The sequence below is a fragment of the Pelosinus sp. IPA-1 genome (assembly GCF_030269905.1).
Taxonomy (GTDB): Bacteria; Bacillota; Negativicutes; order DSM-13327; family DSM-13327; genus Pelosinus.
On the sequence record NZ_BSVC01000004.1, the window covers coordinates 362133 to 384631 of the forward strand.

Genomic DNA, 22499 nt, shown 5'->3' on the forward strand with positions numbered 1-22499 from the left:
CAGTGGTTGTTGCTTCTTGCTGTATTGAGGCCATTCTACGCTGTTACCAGTGATAAGAATTCTCCTCGATTAATCTTAAATATCTATCGGGCTCTTTTAAAGCTAACGGATATCCCCGTTAGCTTTTTTGATGTACTAGGCCATAAGACATAAAAAAGAAGGTCAGCGGATTTTTACGTCCACTGACCTCGCTTTTAAGAGTGCGGAAATTTTCGTGTAAATTACACTCCCCTAAATATCGAAAATATCTATTTCTTTTCTTCTGGACATTACTAGAGCATCTGTCTTAAATGACCAATAATTTTGCAATTTTTCTTTTGAAACCTCAATTGGAACACTATCAGCAACTAAGTATTTAATAAGTCCTCCAATAGAGTCAATTGCCATTATTAATACTTGGATATTATCAAAGTATATTTTGATACCCGAATCCTGATTTACTATCCATGTATCTCCCCCAATTTCCCAAGTAACTTCATCCCTAACTATTGTAATCTTTTTCGCTTTTCCATTAACCACTTTTTCCCATTTATACTTATGTTTAATGTCAGAAATTAGCTTTATTTGAGGATACTCATCACCATCAATTTTAGTAATTGGACAATTAATTAAATATGCATGATCCTCTCCTCCCCCTAAGCTAATCGCTGGAATGTATTCACCATTCTCAGCAACATCTACATTTATAGACTCCACTTCCATAAGTCTCTGTAAAAACATCCAATCATCAGTATTAACTAGGCCTTCTATATTGAATTTCAAACGAGACACCTCCATTTTATCAATCCACAAAATGTATTTTTTGCGACTTATATGTAGTGCCTGCATTGATATCTACAGCAGGGCTGCCATCTTCCGACTTAGATACCTCTCGATAAGTCACTTTTGTCCCATCTTGCAAAGTTCTAACTGTTGCACCATTTGGATAAATTACTTCTGTATCTTCACACCCTTGAGTAATATAGTTGAAAAACTCTTGAGCTGCTTCATTGCCACCTGTCATATTTCTTACTCTGCTGCTACCACTTTGTCCTTCATCACCAAAATACCCATTGTCACCCACTCTGAATTTTATAGAATTAATTATCGTATGAGCTTCTACAATAAATTTTACATAAGCTTCTGCACTAAGTTGAGTAATTTTCTCAACTCCATACTTTAAAAGCAACTGAGTAAGTGCTTCTTGTCCCATCCTAGCGAGCAGAAATGCAGAGGCAATTGCTCTTGGTACCGTTAGTACATCATTATACTTCGTACCATATAACGCAGTAACACCACCAACTGTCCCTGTTGTTGCAGTGCTTATAATATAGCTAGCCCACTGACGAAGTGCAGGATCTGTAATGTTCGACAATTCCTTTTGTATAAATTCACTAAATCCTGCACCAACAGCACCAGAACCAAAACCATTCCCAGTGAGCTGAGACATGATTCCGCCAACTAGAGCATGTAGCGCAACTTTTTGAGGATCTCCATCGTTCCATCCATTTTTTTCACTGATTTTGTGTATTTCTTCAAAAGCTATTTCGCCAAACAGACCTGCTAATTCTTGACGTTCTTTAACAGTTTGTTTGTCAAAAATTTTGCCTAACGTGTTCAGTGAATTGATGGTATCTCGACTGAGTCCGCTAATATCTTGATTTGGGTTGCTTCGTATTTCTATAGTACCTGGAGAGATAGCTGATTTTGTTGTACTACTAGCATCACCACTTGAAGGTATTCCTACATTAGGTGTCAGTCCGTGTTCATTGTATTTAGAAGTAGGTCTACTATCATAATTAGCCCCAATACTACTAGAGCTGTACTCCGCCTTATTTTGTATATCTGAGTAAGTAAGAGTATCCGTGCTAATTTTGTTTTTATCTGGAGTAGCGTCGCTGGAAATGACCGCACCTTTCAGGTCAGTATTCTTACCAACAGTGATATTAAATCCATCTTTGCCAGCAAAAATGCCTGCTTGCTCTGTGACACTTGCGTAAGTAGAATCTGTTTTCCCTTGGTTTATAGAACCAGTTGTGCCGCCTTTAGGTCCACCGCTAACGCCAATGCCAATATTTTTATTCTTCGCGGTATAGTCATCGGTATCCTGCTTACTAGCTATGTTCAGGTCTCCTTTGATATCAGCTACTACATTGTCGCCAGATACTTGGGACCCAATAATATTAGTATCTTTACCTGAGTTAAGCGTCAAGGTACCGCTAGCATTGATTACACTTCCTGTATTGGTCATAATATTTTCTTTTTCGTTACTGCTACCCTTACTAGTACTAGCATTGAAGCCTACTCCTATCGTTCCACCTACTGAAACGGAAGAAGAACTCGTTTTGCTTGTTGTTTGATTTTTGTTTTCTGCCGAATCAATGTTAATGTCTTTTGCAGCATCTAATTTGATATCCTCAGCATTGATTTTCGTACCTTTAAGGTTTACATCACCTTCCGTAGCCTTAATGGTAACATTGTCACCTGCGTTCATGTTGGAAGTGTTGACCGTCTCTGTATGAGATGTTTGCTCAGATGTCATTTGACTACTGCCGATGCTAACGTTGATACCGACATTTGCTTTCAAGTTCCCTTTGCTGTCTGCCAGTTTTTTGATATCTTGAGCAGCTTTGTAGTCATAGAGAGCTTTGAGTCGATCGTCTTCTACCTGTCCTGAGCGCTCAAGATTGTTATAAGCGCTTATGCCAGTATCAACAATACCTCCGCCTAAAGAAATAGTAAGACCACTTTGTTTAAATTCATATTTGCTTTGACTATCAACCGTATTAATCGTATTGTCAATTGTTACGTCTTTTCCTGTAATATTAAGATCTTTTCCTGCGATAAGAGTAGTACCTGCGCTATCCACTTTATTGCCTGCTTTAATTGTGACATTACCATCAATAGAACCGATAGTACTACCTACTTGATCTAAAGTTTGTTCGTTAGTTGTGGTTTTCGTACTCTGACTACCAACGGTGAAACCAAGGCCACCACCACTGAAGAGACCGGATTTTTTAGTATAGGAGTAGTGATCATCTATTCCAGTTTCTGCTGCACTTGTAATATTGACATCTTTTGCAGCATCCAAGGTCACATCATTTGTACCGACTACATTACTGCCTTTCACAGTTAGGTCATTACCTGATGTAATAGCTACTGTGTCACCTGAGATGGTACTACCTTTGACCTCATTAATTAGGGCATGATCCATAGTATCCTTAGTTGTGCTAGATAAGAAACCACTTTTTTGAGTGTGAGAGACAACTAAGGATTCATGTTTTTCTGTGACGTTTTCAATGGTTACATTTTTATCAGCTGAAATGGTTACCGTTTTGTTTTTACTACTAGTGGTACTGGTAACCTGATTTTCAACAGTTGGGTTCTTTTTATCCTCGGTTGCTATAGCGTTACCTTTAGGGTGCATATCGCTATCATCAGCTCTAGCGCCAACAAGACGCATATCACTATCATCAGCCTTAGTTTCTTTGTCATCAGCAATACGAATCGTACTGCCTGAAATTGTTATATTTCCTCGATTATCAGAGTCAGCCACCTTGGTTCCGTCAGGAAGCGTAGTAGTTGTCTTTATAGTGACTTCGTTGCCACCTTGTAGTGTACTGCCAATGACTGTTTCGTCATCTGTTCTAGTTCGTTTCCAGCCATGACTAATATCGACTGTTTTATCATGAATTGTCTCGTCTTTTACAGCAGTAATGTTGATATTACCGCCTGCAGTTAAATCTAGTGCATTGTCTGCAGTAATTTGTGCGCCTTTTAAAGTTGTGTCGCCTGTAGAGGTTATACTTACATTATTACCAGCTTTGATACTACTAACTACGTTGCTAACAGTATCATCAAGTTGCTTTCCAGCTGCAAGACGATCTCTTTCCTGAATACTATCAACCACGATATTTCCCTTAGCATTGATAGTAACATCTTTGGTTGCATTCACTTCTGCCCCAGTAATGGAGACATTTTTCGCGTTTATAGTAAGGCTATCTCCTGCGTTAATGCTGGCGATATTGCCAACTGTTGTTTTTGTCATGAAAGGTAGAGTGCTAGTGAAAGAGATAGTCTCGTTTTTAAAATCATTTCCTGCCGTAAGATCAATTTTATCCCCTTTGATCTTACCACCAATATTAACTAGGTCCTGCATGGCATTTAAGGTCGTACTCTTACCGCCATCTATTGTGCCACCATAGTTAGCAATATCTACTGCGTGAATGTCTACTCCCTCAGTAGCTTTGATCATCCCAGCATTATTTACATAATCGCTATTCTCGATCGTTACTTTATTGGCAGAGATAACAGCGCCATTGGCCTTGAGATCAATATTTCCTGCCTTAGAGAGATAAACCTCGGGAACTAGTACCTTTTGTCCATTCACCTCTTTTTCAACCATCCAAACCATGTCGGAAGTAAGCTGATTCATCTGTTCGCTGGTTAGTGCCACACCAACTTGTAAGTTGAATTGTTTTGCATAAGTGACACCATTATCCATCAGTGCTTTATATTGCTGTTCAGAGGAAGAGTAGTTGTTTAAGTAATACCGTCCTGTAAGATCAGATACCTGCTCACGAACCAACTTTTCTTCATAGAAGCCGTCACCAAGGCGTTTCATTGTATTCGCTGGGTCTACTCCCAGTTGTTTCAAAACATAGTCACTGGAAATAAAGCTTCCATAACTCGCGAAACGCGGATTGGTTTCAACAAGATATTTTGAATTTGGTTCCTGATGAGTGGTAAACATACCATTGGTAGGTACCGTAAATTTACTATCATCTACAGTTTGTTTGACGGGAACAACAGGTGTTTTCCCTGAAGGTAATAAGGTTTGCAGGTTATTAGTAGGTACACTGCTGGTAGTGACTGCATTAATGCCTGAGGTAGGCTGAATAGCAGTCGTGTGGTCATTAGTATTATTATTTTTAACAGTATCAGTACCTAAAGTTGATCCAGAAGACGTTATGTTATTTACCGTATTTACTGGGATATTAGTAGCTGCTACCGTTGTATTATTGACGTTGCCCTGAATGGTGACCTGCTGCCCTCCACCAAAGAGGGATGAAGTGCCTCCAGGGATTTGTTCGGTAGTGGTTTCATAGTAGCTTTTACCTGCAAATCCAGCAGAATATGATTTGTAGGCGTTATCGATAGGGAAATAGTTCTCAAGATATCTATTTATATTGACACCTGCTCCTTCACCTTCAGAAACATATACGTAAAGCTTATCTGCATGGACTAAATGTTGTGTAGTTATGCGAGTGTTTCCCACTGCAGTATTATTAACTGTACCAACTTGATTTAATGTACCATTTGCAAGAATCCAAGCCATATCATTATTAATAGTACCAATCCGTAACTTCATGTTCGCACCGGACATAATTTTACCAATTGATGACTTTGGGATAATTGATGCCTCTGTAACTGTTTCAGCCATCACACCAATTATAGTAAAATCCTCGCCGTTAAACTGGCCCCAATTACTTCCAGTCCAAATTTTCCCACCTATTTGTTTGACTGCTGAAGCTGAACCAGTGCTTGTAAAATCAGAAATGAAATAATAATTATTATTACCATACTCATAATTATAACCATCATTTGCCTGCATTGTGACATCCGAGCCATATTTAGTTTCTGACACAACTGTTTCTTTTTTCTCATACTCTCGCATCTTATTGGTCAGCGTATCCGCATAAATACCAATATTGCCATCCGCCTCGATGGTTGCCGATTGATTGAGTATAGAACTCGTCTTGTCCATATACTCACCATTTACATCCTGATTTTTACTACCAGCAATATTAATATTGCCCATGCTATAAATCGTAGCATCATCTTTGTTTTCCAAAGATGTTTTGGCATAGAGGTTGATATTCTTTGTCGCCGCGATCACTGCTGCATTATCATGATTGGAAATGGTATCTGCCGTCATAGTTATGTTGTCACCAAATACCGAACCTGTATTAGTAATGTTCTTGGCACTAATGGTAGCCGTATTCCCTTCCATAGTACCACTATTATTTATGTCACCAGTTGCTACAATCGTTAACGCTGTTCCGCCTTGTAAATTAGCATTTGTTTGATTGGTAATATTATTGGCGTTTATATTTAGATTGCCAACGGCAGCTAGATTACCAAGGTTGGTGACATTCGCAGCTGTTAGATTTACATCCCGATTTGCCTTTACATTGCTATCTGCTGAATTGATAAAATCACCATTGACAGTAAGGGTGACATCCTGACCGGCAGTTACATTACCAGTACCATTTATAGTGGTTGCAGTAACTGCAACATCAGTATTGGCAGCCATAGTACCACCTGTATTGGACAAGGTATTTGCCTGCGCAGTCAGATTGCCACCAGCCGTAATGCTCCCTTGCGTCGCATTCACAATGTTTGTACCTGTTCTACCAATCGTAACATTCTGTCGAGCAGCCATGGTACCGCTCGTATTGTTAATGATTTGTGAAATATCGGCATTAATGCTCCCCTGAGACAGTACTTTCCCAGTGGTATTATTTAAGGATTGAGCAGTCAGGTTGACATCCCCATTACCACCAATCCTACCTGCAGTGTTATCAATGCCCTGCGCTGCAGTTACTGTCATACCACTAGCATCAAGGCTTGAAATACTACCGCTATTATTGTCAATGGATTGTGCCTGAATAGAAAGTCCTTTACCTGCTTCCACAATCCCTTTTTGATTATTGAGTCCATTCTGCAAAGTAATGCTAACTTCTTTACTTGTAGCAAGGACTCCCTGCTGATTCGTCAAGGTATTACCAGTTACTGCAATCCCTTGCAGTGCCGTAATGGTTCCCTTGGTATTATCCAACTCACCAGCTTTAATTGTTACATTGCCGTTAGTCTGGATACTAGATGCATTGGTGTTACTCATACTGGTAGTTGCCGTTATATCTAGTTTACCAGTACCAGCATGAATGATCTTGCTCTGACTACCCGTTACGGTATCCGCTTTTATCGTAAGATTGGTACCATTCGTCACAATAGAGCCACCGGTGTTATCTAGAGTCGTGGCTGCCGTTATATTTGTATCTGCGGTACCAAACTGGGTAATGTTACTGCCAATGTTACTGATGGATTTCGCATTGATTGTAATTGCGTTCCCTTGGAGATTTGCAACATTTCCAGCAGTATCTTTGTCGTTACGTAATGCATTTGCAGTTTGTAATGTTATGGCTCCCGCTGCCTGCATTACTGCACCTGTATTATTTATGTCCCCTGTGGTAGCCGTCAGGTTGATATCTTTACCCGCTCCAGTCTTAGCACCTGTAAGATTGATATCTTGCGCTGTAACGTCTATGGTACCTGCCGCCAGATTTTTTCCTGTGGCTATTACGTTACCACTTGCCTGAAGGACAAGATTACCGCTAGTTCCCAAGGTTCCATCGCTTTGTACTCCTGCACCTAAGGTACCTGAAGATTGAATGGTTTGGGCTTCTACGGCAAGATTTCCATTAGAAGCAATTAATCCGCTATTATCGAGTGCTAAGGTATTGATCGTAAGGGTCGCGTCCTTATTTCCCATATACATCGTAGCGCCATTGGTATTATGGAGTACTTTATTTGCATTAATAGCTGCAGATTGGTTCGCTGTTATCACAGCCGTATTACCTGCATTGGATAAGGTATCGGCTTTAACGTTTAAATGATCCGCGAAGATGGAACCACTGTTGGTTATATTCTTCGCAGCAATCGTAGTCGTACTGCCTGCCATCTTTCCTGAATTGGCAACATCCCCGGCTGCTGTTACCGTAAGATTTTCGTTACCAACCAGTGACGATCCACTACTATTAGTAACGTCTTTTACTTTCAGATTGATGTCTCTTACAGCAGCAATACTGCCTTGATTTAAAACAGTATCTGCTATTATATTGATATCCCGATTTGCTTTAAGGTTACCACCGGTTCCTTGAGTCAAATGGTTCGTTACCGTAAGATTTACATCTTGTCCAGCAAGAATAGTACCACCTGCTGTAATATCCCCTGCCTGGATGCCGATATCTTGTTTGGCTACTAAGCTCCCATCGGTATTATTAAAGGTATTTGCTTTTATGGCAAGGTTGGTTCCTGCTGAAATATTACCTTGTTGCGTGTTACTCACATTAGTGCCGAGTTGCCCCAAGGTAACATTTTGCTGAGCCTGAATATTCCCATTGGAGTTATCGATAGTCTGAGATATGTCCCCATTCACATTCCCCTGGGCAATGACCTTACCAGAGGTATTGACTAAAGATTGTGCCGTCAGGTTGATATCGCCGTTACCGCCAATCAGACCTGATTGGTTTTGTATGTCTTGGGTTGCAGTTACTTTTAACCCGCTAGTATCTAAACTAACAAGACGTCCTTTTTGATTGTCAACGGATTGAGCAGTAACTTCCAATCCATTGTTTGCTTCTATAGAGCCTTGCTTATTACTTAATGTACCCTGTACATCGATGCGCACAGCATCCCCACTACTAGCAATGGTTCCGCTATCATTCACCAGTGTGCCCTGAGCATTAAGAGTAATCCCTTTTCCTACTATAGTTCCTTGGGTGTTATCAATGGAATGAGTGGTAAGTTTTAACTGCCCATTAGTAGCTAACTTACCAGCATTATTGCTGATATCACCTGCTGTTTGTACGGATAAGGTACCAGCACCAGCATGTTGAATTTGTCCCTGACTGTTTAATAAGGAATTGGCTTGCATGGTAAGAGAGTCACCATTAGTACTAATGGTTCCAGTCGTGTTGTCGATACTATTTACAGCAGAAATTGTAGTGGTCTCTTGTCCGATCTGTGACAAGTTTCCACTTTTATTACTAATAGAGCCCCCATTCAGAGTCACTTTCCCTGCATTAATCGTACCATTATCGTTACGGATAACGCCTTGCGCGTTCATATTTAACGTTCCGCCGACTTGCATTGTTCCACTGTTATGATTAATATCACCAGTGGTTGACGTGATGTTGGCATTACCGCCAGTATAGGTCTGACTACTTGCTAGATTAATTTCCGCTCCATTTACAGTGAGATTGCCTGCAGCCATATTTTTGCCTTGCGCACTAATTGTTCCATTAGCATGTAAGGTAAGATCGCCTGCGGTGCCTAGTGTGCCGTCAGTTTTGACTCCAGCCCCCAGGGTGCCAGTTGAAGTTATGCTTTGGGCACTTAGGGTGGTATTTTGCCCTGCAACTAAGGTACCGCTATTTTGTAGATTTCCTTGAGTGGTAATATTGGTATTTCCCTGAGCATAGAGCGTGTTCTGATTAGTAACATCGCCCACTGCAGCGACTTGGATGTTGCCAGTTGCTGATGTGCTGCCTGCCAGTAGAACTTTCCCAGCACTCGTTATGGTTACATCTCCGGCTTGGGCTGCTATGGTTCCTTTACTGTTTACGCCTACTCCATTTTCCGTACCTACGAGGTAAATCTTCTGCGCATACATACCGCCTAGTTGTCCTACATCAACGGCTACTTGTGGAGTATTGGTATCACCCGAGATTATATCAGTATGTAAGGTGTTGTAGTTTACCTGGTTACTACCTGCAACGACGTTTAGATTCTTGGCCCACACTCCTGCATTGACGGCTACCGAACGGCTAATGAGATCGACCTGATCTACATCGCTAGTATTCATGCCCGCACCTTGTATGGAAATCTGCCCACCTGTAACACGGAAGGCATCTAGGCTACCACTGCCCCCAAATACAGGAGTACCAGTTGTGAGTACGGCACGACTGGTGTTGATAAAACCAAAACCATCACCGTAGATGCCGTTCGGATTGGCAATGATGACTTCGGCTCTTTGTCCCGCTACTTCCGTATAACCACGCAAGTAACTTGGATTGTTACTGGTGACTTCGTTGAGAATAATACGGGCTGGTCCGTTAACCAGATTGGGATTACCTGTAATATACCCAGCTAGTTGTGTCTGGGTAATAAGTTTAGAATTATTCAGAATGAGCCCTTTAGGATCTACATTAAAATTCTGGTAGAGATTGTGAGATACACCTGCTACTGAAGGGCCAGCAATCTGCACGACTGGTAAACCATTGGCAGTCGTTTGTACGATGGGTGTCTTTGACACCGGGGCCTTAGGATCGGCAACGACTTCCGCTGAGGCAATAATCGGTTGCGTCATGTAGAGCAGAAGCATACTCCAGGCAACTAGCTTTCTCCGCCAGGTAGGCTTCGTATAAAAAGTATAGGATTCACGCTTAGGTGATGATGCCATTGATAAACCTCCTTGAATTTACTTTACTCGTTAATTAGTAAGTCTTTCTTTTTTACAGTTGGTAAGTCAGTTGAAACCCGAGAGAATAAGGACTTGTCTGAAATCCTTTTGGTTTATAAAGAGGCCAGCTGGTAAAAATATCATAGTAGATTTTCCCTTCGTTTCCCCGAATACCAAGAGCAGCACCTGCTAGTTTCTTCCCTAACAGCCATTGGGTTCCAGGACCGCTCACTTGTCCATAATCTAGTCCAACATATGCTTCTTTTCCTTGAGCTACAGACATGCTCCATTCATTCCGTATGTAAAAGCCTTTTTCGGCTAATAAGGTTTGTTCGCCATCAAAGCCTCGAACGGTATAACGGTTGCCAATACTGAAATAATCGGCAGTATATAGTAAATCTTTGGTGTATTGCCCGCTGAAGGTAAAGGAATATTTACCTTCTACGTTGCTTATCTTCACGGGTTTAGTAACAGTAGTATCTAAGGTCCATATTTTGTAGCGGGTGGTCGGAGAATCTGAGGCAACATTTTCTATGTCTTCTTGGGCGTTAAACCAAGGTACACCCCAGCGGTGATTGAGTTGTACATCTAGCACCGTTTTCCCATAGTACTGCCGATGATTTATGCCGATTTCATCTGCAGTGACATTCTTACGCTGAGATTCAATTTCAGTGTCTTCAATAAAGCTTTTGCTATGTTTCTTGATGACACCAAACTGTAGGCTTGTCTTACTTTGTTGGTCACGATGAATAAGTCGTTGCATCTTGAACTCCGTTGTATCGCTTTTTCCTGAAGAGAGAAATGTTTGATTCACTCCTTGTATGGTTTGATGATAGTTATAGGAGCTGCCGGATAAAGTAAAAGTCCAATAACCATAAGGCATTGAAAATTGATAGCTATTTCCCCGCGTACCGTATTGATTTTCTTCTTGTTGTGCGTCTTTATTGAAAGATACGTAGAAAAGATCATTGACTCCGAATAGGTTATCAAAAGATAAAGACGTTGATGCTTGCAGTTTACCAGTAGCTTCAGTGCCGGAGTCGTCTAAGGAAAGAGTCATTCGAAAAGGATTACTGGATTTAATAGTAATAAGAACATCACTTTCACCCAGTTTGTTTCCTGGCGAAATTTTCATGTCTGCATCTTGGGATGGAACTCTTTTAATTTGCTCTAAGCCTTGTTCTAAGTCTCGAAGATTTAGAATGTTTCCTGGACGAGTAGGAAATGCGGTGTACCAATTCGCACGGCTCCCTGAATTTACTATGCGAATATCGTGAATGATGCCAGGAATGAGCGTGAGTTTTAGAGTACCAGAAGAAAGATCCTGTTCTGGTATAACGATTCGTGTTGTGGTATAGCCACGAGCAATCAAGGTATTGGTTAGGCGCTTGACGATGAGATTTAGGCCTTCCTTACCAATTTTCTGATCCTGGTATTGATTCAACATATCTTGTAACCAGGAAAATTGATCCGCCCTCTCTCCACCTAATTCAAGGGTATGGATGAGGAAGCTAATGTCTTCCACTGGTAGGATTGTCCCTTCCGTTATTGTTACTTTAGGCTGGAGGAACGTATCTTTAGACTGTTCTCGATTACGTCTCTCCTCCGCTTCTTGCTGGTTACGGTGGCGAAGTTCTTCTTGTTGAGTACGTCTGTTACTTTCATCCTGATCCGAAGGTGGTATGGGTTGTGCAAAAATACTGCTCATCCCATTACAAGATAGGACTAACGTCAGCAACGTGACTTGCAGCAGTTTCTGTTTACTGTTCTTAGAGACCCAAGAATATGGCATGAATGATTCCTCCTATAGTTGCTACGACTGCAAAATGAGATAAGACGTATTTTTTTATAAAAAAATAGTCCATCTAAGATGGATTATTTTAACAGCCATATATATAACCTACATGATAAATCATTTTAGGACTAAGCGCCTGTACCAAAAGGTATAGATTTCAAATAATTTTCAAAGTTTTTTTATGTGAAGATGTTGTATTCTCAGAGTATTTGTAAGGATTTGTCGAATAAAAAAATCACATGACTTTTTACCTAGTCATATGATCCTATATTCGAAATGAATATTGAGTGTTAAGATTGTTGGAATTAAAAACAAGATAATTTTTTAGAATATGCGGATTCCTCTTAAGCTTTTAGAGTGATACTATATATACGAGGCGGTACATCCGCTTTTTTCTTTACCTATTTAATCGAACATACGTTTTTACAAGGAGGCCTTAATGCTCCAAGATGCAAAGGAAAATAAATTGCACCTCTTTTATCGTCTTGATCGCTTTGGGCGAAGTGCCAGGATTATATTAAATGGTGTTCACACTTTGGAACAGTATGGTATAAAAATCAAGTCAATGGCAGTTAATCATTAATTCCACTCCTATTCATATTTAGCACTAACATTTGAGCACTCTACTTAATTTTTAAATTAATAAAAATATTATGAATTGAAAATTCATCTCGTTATTAGTTTACTTCGTTTCTCTTTTAAATCCCTTTTACTGCCTGTCTGTAAAAAAATCCATTTTTTTCAATAATATGTAAAAATCTAAGTACACAAAAAAGACACTGCTCTGCTCCACTAATGGGTCGGCTGTGTCTTTCTTATTAATAATGGTGCTCTTAAATTTTTGCAATAAATCCCAGGTATTTGTTTCTCTTTTTAAGCCATACTATTTATTGTAAAGGGTTCGTAATGGTTGAGCCAAGACTGGTGCCGGATCTTACAAGGTTCGGTATTGGTCGGCCAAAGATTATTGTCGGGTCGAAAGGTTCGGCAGTAGTCGGCGGGCAGATCGTTATATGTCTTGTAAGGCTGTACGGCAGCCCAACTGTTGTCGTGTGGTCAAAAGGGATGTATAACGGTCGAGCTAAGACTGTCATGGGTACTGAAGCTATAGGGGTCGGCCGTTGTCGAGAGATTGCGACCGGTTCGGTAGGTATCTGTGGCAGTCGAGCAAAGGTCAGTATCGGTTGTGTAATGCTTGTGAGTAGTCGAAAGATTGCGTATAGGTATGTAATGATCGGTTTTGGCTGTAGCGTAGATCATTACGGGCTCTTTTAAAGCTAACGGATATCCCCGTTAGCTTTTATAAATCTTTCTGGGATTTTTATTTTGCTACGATCTTTTTCATTACATCATCAGTTATATCCTGTGCGCCATAGACTGCAGCGCCTGCGTCTACGACAATAGTTAAACCTTTAGACTTAGCCACGTCTTTAACAGCATCATTTACTTTATTTTGAATAGCTTCTAACAAATCCTGTTGTTTAATTTGAATACCTTGTTGAAGCTGTTGATAATACGACTGTTTTTCCTGCTCGTTCATGCTAACTGATTTGGTGTCAAAGTTGCTTTTTGCTTGCGATATAGCATCGTTCATCGCTGTCTGAGCTTTTGCTGAATCAGGATGATTGTCGACTAGAAGTTGATAATGTACTATCCCAACTGGAGATGCCGCAGCATAGGTGGTGCTGGTATTAGTAATGGTGATTATACTGAAGAGTACAAAGGTTGCTAGAAAGATATTCATAAGTTGTTTGTAATTAGTTCTTATCATTGGTCATTCCTCTTTTCTTTGTTTTCTTGTTTGATTTTAAAGGGTTTTAGATCCATTCATGTTTGGATTAATGATGTCAACGGAATGTTACATTTGTTAATCTCTACTATAGGATCAAATCTATGGTAAGTGGTTAGCTTTTTTTGTCTTCTCTTAAAAATCATTTTCTCCTGCCAATTCTTAAAAAAAACACATATTTTGCAATAATAGATAAAAATATGTTTACAAAAAAGACGCAGCTCTGATCCACTGATGGATGGGCTGTGTCTTTATTAGCTTTTCACCGTTACCAATGATATGGTTCTCCTCAATTAACCTTAAACGTCTATTACCTAACTGTCATTCAAACCTCAATCCAACTTTGATATTCTTTTATAGGGCGGCCGAGCAAAGGCCATGTCGGCCGTATATACGTGTTATGGGTGAAAGCCTCTCTCTAGTTTATATTCCTTATAACCGCCAGAAAGATTATATACATTAGTAAAGCCAAGATTAATTAACACATTTTGTGCAGCATTCCCTGTTACACCCTTATTGCAGTGTACTACTATCGATTCATCCTTAGAAAATTCAACAGCCTTTTCTTTAAGATTTGCCAATGGTATATTAATAGCACCTTCAATATGTCCTTTTTCAAAATCCTTGCTACTTCTAACATCAAAGACTTTAAAGCTTGTCCTATTTTCGATAAGTTCTTGAATCGTAAGGACCTTTCTACCGCGATTTAAGGCATTATCCAAAATCATTCCCGTATACATAACTGGATCTTTCGTTGTCGAATAGGGTGGAGCGTAGGCAAGGTCAAGATGGGCTAAATCGCCTGCTTTCGCACCAAAAGTAATAGCAGTAGCAAAGACATCGATCCTTTTATCAACGCCTTTTTTCCCGATGATCTGAACTCCTAATAGTCTTTGTGTCTTTCTATCGGCAATGGCCTTAATCACCATTTCGGAACTTCCTTCAAAATACTCCGTCTGGTTTGGCTTGATATTATGAATGATCTCTACATCATATCCTGCCTTTTTCGCTTCCTTTTCTGTATATCCTGTCTGCCCACAGGTTATATCAAATACTTTTACAATTCCTGTACCCAATATCCCTCTGAAGCTTAAATTACCTCCTGTAATAACATCCCCAGCGATTCTACCAGTCTTATTTGCCGTTGATCCCATAGGGCGATAGCAGGGTGTTCCATCTATCAGCAAGTAACTTTCAGAGCAATCGCCAACTGCATAAATGTCCTTTATAGAGGTTTCCATATTAGGATTGACCTTAATAGCTCCGGTAATTCCAATCTCTGTACCAGCTTGTCTAGCTAGACCTACCTCTGGCTTAACACCTGCCGAGATAATAACAATATCTCCAGGCAATGCTGTACCTTTATCCGTCAATACTGTTCGTTTTTCTGCATCTATTTTTACTACTTTCTCACTCGTAAAAACCTGTACCTTATTTTCCATCAGTGCTTTTTTTATGTATAAAGACATCTCGGAATCATAAGAAGGCATAACCTGCCCAGCAGCTTCCACTACCGCAACCTGTATTCCCTTTTTCACTAGATTCTCTGCGACTTCCATACCAATAAATCCACTACCAACGATTACCGCAGATTTTGGTTCTTTCTTTTGTATATACTCTTTGATCGTGTCAGCGCTAATGATATTTCTTAGAATAAAAGTATTTCCACTTCCAATACCTTCTATGTTCGGCCTTATAGGAGATGCACCTGTTGCAAGAACAAGAATATCATAGTGATCATTAAATATTACCCCGGTTTGTAGATTCTTAATTTCCAATTCTTTTTTGTTAGAATCAATCGCAATTACTTCATGCCCTGTTTTAATATCAATGGCAAAGCGCTTTTTAAACCATTCTGGATTCCTTGGATTGAGATTCTCCCGACTAATATAATCTTCTCCTATATAATAAGGTAGTCCGCAAACGGAATATGAAATATCCGTATCTTTTTCATAAATGACAATTTCATTTTCTATATTGTTTCTCCTCGCTTTAGCCGCTACCGAAGTTCCCGCAGCCACCGACCCAATAATGACAATCCTCATGTTTACGCTCTCCTTTTGCTTTTTTGACTATTATAACAAAAAACATCCAGAATGCCTCTTCTTACTCTAACGATTTATTTTCAACGACACTCTGGATGTTGATTCATAGATTTCTTTCACGAATAAAGCAACAATTACACCTTTCAGCTATATCAACTAATCGATTCTATCCTACCCCGTTACTTTTTTCTGATCCTTTGACTTAAAATCAAACCAATATCGTGTATGATTACAAAAATAACATACTGATAACATGACTGGAACCTCTACCAATACACCAACAACTGTAGCTAATGTAGCTCCTGATTTCAACCCAAACAATGAAATTGCAACAGCAACTGCCAATTCAAAAAAGTTGCTGGCTCCAATAAGTGCTGCTGGTGCTGCAATTGAGTGCGGCACTTTAAAATAATTGGCTAATCCATAGGATAAGGTCGAATTAAAGTAAACCTGGATGAGAATAGGAATTGCAATCAAAATTATACTAAACCAGTTATTCGTAATAACTTCTCCTTGAAAAGCAAAAATAATAACCAGCGTTAATAGCAAGGACATAATGGTTACTGGCTTTAAAGGATTTAAGAATTTGGTAATAAACCATTCTTCGCCATGAGACGTAATTAAAAAACGTCGAGTTAGATAACCCGCTACAAGGGGAATAACAATATATAGTAGTACTGACATAAACAATACATCTTTAGGAACGATAATGTTAGAAACTCCTAGTAAAAACATAACAATTGGTGCAAATAACACCAACATTAATAGATCATTGATAGCCACCTGTATCAGTGTGTATGCCGGATCGCCATCTGTCAGATAGCTCCATACAAATACCATGGCAGTACAAGGTGCAGCCGCTAAAATAATTGTACCGGCAAGATATTCATTTGCCATTTGATCACCAATCAAACCAATAAAAAGATATTTAAAAAAGAACCAACCTAGGAGTGCCATGCTGAAGGGTTTTATCATCCAGTTGACAAACAAGGTAATAAATATCCCTTTAGGTTTGTCGCCTACTTTTAAAATAGACGAGAAATCTATTTTCAGCATCATAGGATAAATCATTAGCCAAATTAATACGGCAATAGGTAAATTCACATGACTGATCTCCATTTTACTTAATACATCTACTGCACCAGGAAAAAGCTTGCCTAAGCCAATACCAATAAATATGCATAATGCCACCCATAAACTTAAATATCTTTCAAAGAAATCCATTCGTTTCTCTGTAACCACGCTAATAATACCCCCTTAATATTGGGTCCGCCGATTATGGCAGCCTACTCATTTTTTGTGAAGCACAACAGGGTCCATACCTGCCTTTAGATTGGCAATGGTTTAAGAACAGCATCATTCTTATAATGAATATGATTATAAGCTCATATTCTCATATAATCATATTCATTATAAAAAAAGACTTTACTGTCAATTTATTCAGAAGAACTAATAGTGCTTTAATAGCCTTGCCCACCTAATTTTATTATATGCCCACATCCAATGTATTGTTCCGCCTATTTCTCAGCTAGGTTCAGCTGACATTGCATGATTGTCTAAGCCTTTAAATAAAAAAGATGATCAAAATCGAAACTTGATCATCCTTAGTTTTAACTCCGCCTACCAAGCAATTTTCAATCTTATTATTTAATTAATGCAGCTAACTCTTCACCTTTAATTTCTTCGCCTTTCCACGGTATTACAGCAAAATTACCTTGAGAAATTTCATCCACTTTATTAATCCATGGAATTTCACTTAACGATTTCGTCTTCAATAATGGACTTTGGGTATTCGTCATAAGTAAGCTTGAATTAATAACCCACCATTTGTTAGTAATTCCTGCTCTTTCTAAATCAACTTGTAATCTCATTGCTTCATATACAGGAGTGGCTTCTGGGAGTGTTACAATTACAACTTCTGTTTCTTTTTCATCTCGTAATCTTGGTAATAGATTCTTGACCGATTGTGGGATATCTCCTTGAGACCTTTGAATTTCTTTATGATAACTTTGTGTTGCATCTAATAGTAATAAGGTATGGCCAGTAGGTGCGGTATCGATCACTACTATTTCATCGTCTGCCTTATCTACAATTTCAGCAAAAGCACGGAATACAGCTATTTCCTGGGTGCAGGGAGAGCGAAGGTCTTCTTCTACATATGCAATGTCTTCCTCCTTCATATTTTCTCTTGCTGTTGCCAAAACTACTTCTTTATATTTACGAAGCTCCTCCTTCTCATCAATCTTACTTAATGTAATGCCACGACCTTCTTCTACGACAAACTTCAGATGGTCAGCTGGATCGGTAGTTGTTAAATGTACTTTTACACCTTTAGCAGCAAGACCTATGGCGATAGCTGCTGCTAAGGTGGTTTTTCCGACTCCACCTTTACCCATAGTAAATATTACTCTTTTCTTGGATGAATAAAGTTCCTCAACCAAAGCTTTTATTTTAGGTAATTCTGCTTTATTCAATTTATACTCTTGGGCTTCCAAATAATCTTCTTTTAACAGCATTCTTATTTTTTTAATTCCTGTTACATTATAAGAACGTAGTGGAATTTTATATGTCTGAATATGGTGTAAAGATTCAGGTATATTCTGTAACGCCCCTTGTTGTTTCGCATATAGTTTGTCTGCTATTTCATCATTGCTAATATCCAATTCAAGTATACCATTAATAACTAATAATTGATTATTAACTCCAAGTTCTCTCAGTTCATTAGAGGCCCGTTCTGCTTCCTGTAATGGAGAAAATTCAGGCCGAGAAATTAAGACTAGTGTTGTCATTTTACTATCAGCTAAGGTGTTAACAGCATTTATATATATTTCTTTCTTGCTTTCCAAGCCAGACAATTGACCTAAACAAGAGGCTCCATGTGTACTTTCACTAATAAAATTACTCCATGCTGATGGTAGTTGTAACATGCGTAAGGTATGACCTGTTGGCGCTGTATCAAATAAGATATGATTGTATTCCTGTTGTGTTCTCTCATCTGTGATAAAATTAGAAAACTCATTAAAAGCCGCAATTTCCACTGTACATGATCCTGAAAGTTGCTCTTCCATATTTTTCAAAACACTTGGTGGAAGCTTACCTCGATAAGGCGCAATAACTGATTCTTTATATTCCTTAGCTGCTTCTTCTGGATTTAGATTTACTACTACAAGATTAGGCACCTCTCGAATTGGAGTACCTTTGCTAGTAAGCTCAATACCAAATACATCTTGTAAATTTGAAGCTGGATCGGTACTAACTAATAATACTTTTTTCCCTTGATCAGCCAAAGTAATTGCTGTCGCACAAGCGGTTGAAGTTTTCCCAACCCCGCCTTTACCAGTGAAAAATAAATACTTGGTCAATCTAATATTATCGGGATTAAATGTTTTATACATGTAATATCCTCCTTTTTAACAGCAGCATCCGCCAACACAACATTCATCAGCATGCAGATATACACGTTTTATTAAAGAATGATTACTTACTATGTCTCTGTTAACTATGTAATATTCCACAAGAATTTTGCTACTTGCTGATTGATAAACACAATATTACTATATTCAATTTCAATCATATACCCTTCCTCACATATTGTCAACGTTATCCTGCACTCTAACCCGATCATTATAGGACATGCCACAAGTATCGTCTTCGCAACTATAGCGAAACTATCAATCCCCCCCTTAATACCTATTTCTATTATACATCTATCCTCAGATGCATGTATTTTTCAACTATAAGACTGTTCTTCCCCTCTGAGCAATAAAAATCATCATTACGGTAATAAGCTTCCGCATTTGTTCTGATTTGGGCTACGTCAATACATGTATTCACAATATTCCCCCTACTAACATCCTCTTAGTAGCTCCCCATCAAATTGTTTTAAGATAATAAGCTAAACAGATCCCGATAGTCTCGAAGGCTATCGGGATCTGTTTAGTTTATTATCTATCACTTTACCTTCTTATTAACAACATCCACCATCACAGCAACATCCATTATTTTTATTTGGAGCAATTGTTGTAAATTCTTCTTTAGATAGTCCTGACCATTGAGCAAATTCATCATCGGTTGGATATGCCTTGGTTTTAACTACATCTCCATCTACGATTGTAATAGGTAATACTTCAACTTCTTCTTTCATTAAATATTCATTAACTTTCTTATTATCGATAAATGCTTGGGGCTCATTAGAAAGACCATATCGAGTGATTGAAATACCCTTTTTAGTAAGATTATTAATGATAGTAGCTACCCTTAGAAGTTCCTGATCAATCCCAGGACCACAAATTCCTGTTGCACAACACATCGCTGGATCATAAATTTCAATTTTACTCATTTCTATTTCCCCCTTTTATTCATTACACTGTAGAAATATGATTACATGCAAATGTAATCATACCTTTTTATAAATAGGTGTTAAGCACCTGTGTTTTCCATAAGCGTTGGAATTGGACTACATTCATTGTTCTACTCCGATACATTCTAAGCTTAGCTACATCATGTTGATATTGAAGATGCTTTTCAAGATCTTCATTCAATAATGTTATAATACTAACCATACTAATTTCTAGTATTTCTACATAAATCATATTCTTATATTCATTTTTAAGCATATGACATATACTGTGCTTTGTCAAGTTATGAGCCAGTTTATAATTAGTTAATCTGGGTATCACCGATACTCGATTTGACATCGTATTTAAGGAGCAAAAAATGTATTTCTTTGAGAGCTTTTTTGTCGCCCCTACTAAATTAGTAATCACCCTTATTTCATATTTTACATATTATGTATTATGGATGTGCTGGTAATTTTGGAGGTGATGCTACAATATGGATCATAATTGGGAGGGCCCTGAAATTGAAGATTGGAAAGATGATTTCAGGGAAGAAGGTGGTCGACAATTTGTTGGCGTTGGTTTTGTCTGCTCTCCTAGGCAGTTTTGTTTCCCTAGGCAGTTTTGTTTCCCTAGGCAATTTTGCTTCCCTAGGCAATTTTGCTTCCCTAGGCAATTTTGCTTCCCTAGGCAATTTTGTTTCCCTAGGCAATTTTGTTTCCCTAGGCAATTTTGCTTCCCTAGGCAATCATGTTTCCCTAGGCAATCATGTTTCCCACGCCGTTAACGTCCATTGTTACAAGGTTTTGAAGAAAAAGCTTTCGAGCTTTTTCTTTTTGCTTTTATGTTACTTATCTATTCAAGTTAACATTCTAGTAAATACTGAATACACTATAAAGAGTACTTGTTATGAACAATTGGAGGGATTATATATGCCAGATCAGTCATGTACGGTTGCCTTAATTATAGGGGGTGCAATGCTTGCTGGAGCATTCTATACTTATGCGAAGCTTGGATTTTTCAAGTAGATTAAGCGATAAAAAGTTATATTAAAGTATAGTAACAGCTTTGTAACAACTTTAATCACTTATCCGAATGGCGAATCATACTATATTATGTGTGCGTCACTTCATGGTTTTGAATTCATTTTCTTCTTAATGGCTGTTCTTTTGAGCAGCCATTTTAATTTACTCTCACCGTTCAGCTACAATATCTAACCCCGCCCCCATCACCTTCACAAATAGCATAATAATGTAACCGTCCTTCTACCAAGATACGACGACCTCTAGTCAGATTATTACCGCATGTTCCTGCCATTTTTTCCCAGGAAATAATAGGTACATAATCAGTTCGTTTATTCTTACCAAAGCCAGTATAGCCGTAGCCACGCTGAACGTGGCTACGGCTATACTGACAAGTTCCTCTACTGCTTGCTTATATTCAGCTGCAGCTATCTCGAGTATTGAGCGATCTGCTAATATTGCTTTAAGTTTTATAATTTCATCTAAGGTCTTCTTTAGGTTGGTTTCGACTCCTGACAATTCAACTTTTAATGGATTTCTTAGCTTGCAAATTGGTCTGTTGCTCTTTCTTTGTCTGTAGTACCGTTACTTGCTGTTGGGTCTGATCATACTCAACTACTTTTGCCCAGATTATTCTTCTTGGAGTAAATACTAACTCTGAGGTCCATTGCTTATGTCGATTTCATCAGTTGTTGAATACAAGCTGCCAACACATTGTATTCCACCTGGGAAATCTTCAAATGGGAAAAATCCTTCTAATTTAATATAAATTAGAAGGATTTTCCTAGCCACCATTCAAGTTGGAAAATATCTCAATGCTACAGCTTCATAAAAGTAACCCCATATCCCAGTGCCCTGTCCCATGACGCGCTTGGTATCAGCTCTACCGTTTTCGACGCTCCATTATAACATCATAAAACATTTTATTTTCCGCAATTTTTTTATTTATAATCGGCTTATCTTCTTCTTTGGCAGATTGCAACTGCTCTTCTAAATTGGCTATTTCTTTGCGCAACTCCATCTCTGGCGGGAGGGAACCCGAATTTTTTAGAGCTAAGAACGCTGCCCGTTGCTCTGGGGGAATGAATCTTAGATCGGTCAGTTGCTGGGGTTTACCTTTACCAGGCAAGTCATCAAAAGAACCTTTCTCCATTGCTTTTTTTATATTTCGTTCGATTATCCTACTAATTCCGTTATTCACGCTAACCTCCAAAACATGATAATCCATCTATTAATCCAAATTTATATCTTTCTAAATAAGTATCATCCTTAAATAGAAGATTATT

Annotated in this window: 15 protein-coding genes; 3 read left to right on the plus strand and 12 right to left on the minus strand. The window is 38.7% G+C overall.

Going from position 1 to position 22499, the window contains the following annotated elements; genetic code table 11:
• Nucleotides 1–231: 231 nt before the first annotated feature.
• From QSJ81_RS11585 to QSJ81_RS11595, 3 genes are read right to left on the minus strand one after another with little or no spacing between them, the layout of a single operon-like run.
• Entirely contained in the window at nt 232–762 is a 531-nt protein-coding gene (locus tag QSJ81_RS11585; protein ID WP_285717548.1) for a hypothetical protein, read from the minus strand.
• Nucleotides 763–781: 19 nt separating this feature from the next.
• A complete protein-coding gene (locus QSJ81_RS11590; RefSeq protein WP_285717549.1) occupies nt 782–10225 on the minus strand; it encodes a two-partner secretion domain-containing protein in 9444 nt (3147 codons plus the stop codon).
• A 52-nt stretch (nt 10226–10277) separates the two neighbouring features.
• Nucleotides 10278–11933 (minus strand): ShlB/FhaC/HecB family hemolysin secretion/activation protein, encoded by a 1656-nt coding sequence (locus tag QSJ81_RS11595; protein ID WP_502929651.1) that lies wholly within the window; start codon nt 11931–11933, stop codon nt 10278–10280.
• A 526-nt stretch (nt 11934–12459) separates the two neighbouring features.
• On the opposite strand from QSJ81_RS11595, the gene QSJ81_RS11600 reads away from it, so the two are divergent.
• Entirely contained in the window at nt 12460–12603 is a 144-nt protein-coding gene (locus QSJ81_RS11600; protein ID WP_285717551.1) for a recombinase family protein, read from the plus strand.
• Between the two features lie 323 nt (nt 12604–12926).
• On the plus strand, nt 12927–13295 hold the full coding sequence (locus QSJ81_RS11605; RefSeq protein WP_285717552.1) for a hypothetical protein: 369 nt from the start codon (nt 12927–12929) through the stop codon (nt 13293–13295).
• A 46-nt stretch (nt 13296–13341) separates the two neighbouring features.
• On the opposite strand, the gene QSJ81_RS11610 is transcribed toward QSJ81_RS11605, so the two are convergent.
• The 6 genes from QSJ81_RS11610 to arsD all read right to left on the minus strand — a co-directional run bounded on the left by QSJ81_RS11610 (nt 13342) and on the right by arsD (nt 20193).
• A complete protein-coding gene (locus QSJ81_RS11610; RefSeq protein ID WP_285717553.1) occupies nt 13342–13791 on the minus strand; it encodes an OmpH/Skp family outer membrane protein in 450 nt (149 codons plus the stop codon).
• A gap of 416 nt (nt 13792–14207) precedes the next feature.
• The gene (locus QSJ81_RS11615; protein ID WP_285717554.1) at nt 14208–15854 is read right to left on the minus strand and encodes an FAD-dependent oxidoreductase; all 1647 of its coding nucleotides are present in this window, start codon (nt 15852–15854) and stop codon (nt 14208–14210) included.
• Nucleotides 15855–16025: 171 nt separating this feature from the next.
• A complete protein-coding gene (gene arsB, locus QSJ81_RS11620; protein WP_352230883.1) occupies nt 16026–17096 on the minus strand; it encodes an ACR3 family arsenite efflux transporter in 1071 nt (356 codons plus the stop codon).
• Nucleotides 17097–17497: 401 nt separating this feature from the next.
• A complete protein-coding gene (gene arsA / locus QSJ81_RS11625; RefSeq protein ID WP_285717555.1) occupies nt 17498–19249 on the minus strand; it encodes an arsenical pump-driving ATPase in 1752 nt (583 codons plus the stop codon).
• A 304-nt stretch (nt 19250–19553) separates the two neighbouring features.
• Nucleotides 19554–19688: a hypothetical protein gene (locus QSJ81_RS11630; protein ID WP_285717556.1), complete on the minus strand. Its 135-nt coding sequence runs from the start codon at nt 19686–19688 to the stop codon at nt 19554–19556.
• Between the two features lie 133 nt (nt 19689–19821).
• The gene (arsD, locus tag QSJ81_RS11635; protein ID WP_285717557.1) at nt 19822–20193 is read right to left on the minus strand and encodes an arsenite efflux transporter metallochaperone ArsD; all 372 of its coding nucleotides are present in this window, start codon (nt 20191–20193) and stop codon (nt 19822–19824) included.
• Between the two features lie 522 nt (nt 20194–20715).
• Here arsD and QSJ81_RS11640 point away from each other — a divergent pair.
• Nucleotides 20716–21219, plus strand: coding sequence for a hypothetical protein (locus QSJ81_RS11640; RefSeq protein ID WP_285717558.1), 504 nt, complete (start codon nt 20716–20718; stop codon nt 21217–21219).
• A gap of 172 nt (nt 21220–21391) precedes the next feature.
• On the opposite strand, the gene QSJ81_RS11645 is transcribed toward QSJ81_RS11640, so the two are convergent.
• From QSJ81_RS11645 to QSJ81_RS11655, 3 genes are all read right to left on the minus strand, one after another.
• A complete protein-coding gene (locus QSJ81_RS11645; protein ID WP_285717559.1) occupies nt 21392–21508 on the minus strand; it encodes a single stranded DNA-binding domain-containing protein in 117 nt (38 codons plus the stop codon).
• The gene (locus tag QSJ81_RS11650) at nt 21481–21732 is read right to left on the minus strand and encodes a hypothetical protein (protein ID WP_285717560.1); all 252 of its coding nucleotides are present in this window, start codon (nt 21730–21732) and stop codon (nt 21481–21483) included. Before QSJ81_RS11650 ends, QSJ81_RS11645 begins: the two co-directional genes overlap by 28 nt.
• Nucleotides 21733–22096: 364 nt before the next feature.
• Complete coding sequence (locus QSJ81_RS11655; protein ID WP_285717561.1) at nt 22097–22414, minus strand: DnaJ family domain-containing protein; 318 nt, start codon at nt 22412–22414, stop codon at nt 22097–22099.
• Between the last annotated feature and the right edge of the window lie 85 nt (nt 22415–22499).